The organism is Chromohalobacter sp. HP20-39 (assembly GCF_033052815.1).
In the GTDB taxonomy this organism is placed as follows: domain Bacteria; phylum Pseudomonadota; class Gammaproteobacteria; order Pseudomonadales; family Halomonadaceae; genus Chromohalobacter.
Window position 1 is genome coordinate 1 of sequence record NZ_JAWHTP010000592.1, and the last position, 278, is coordinate 278.

1 protein-coding gene is annotated in these 278 nt (G+C 63.3%); it reads right to left on the reverse strand.

What is annotated here, in order from left to right; translation table 11 throughout:
* The coding region (locus RVY79_RS19305; RefSeq protein ID WP_317466182.1) for an ion transporter at window positions 1-278 on the reverse strand (278 nt) is incomplete at both ends.

A 278-nucleotide genomic window follows, 5' to 3' on the forward strand; every position in this document is an offset into this window, starting at 1 on the left:
ACACGAAGTCGATGACGCCATAGAAGCTCAGCACGTAACGCAAAGGCTTGCGAACGACGAGGATGCGCATGGCGTATTCCGCCGTGAACAGCAGCGTGAACAGCCATTCGAGCACCGTGAACAAAGCGCCGGCCCGGTCATGGACGCTGGGCAGGCTGTCGAGCATCACCACCGCCACGCTAGCGACGATGGCGAGCAGCAGGATTTCGTCGAACCGGCGGCCGGCGCGGGTCTCGGCCTCGAAGATGATGATGTACCAGCGTCGGCGCCACCCGTCG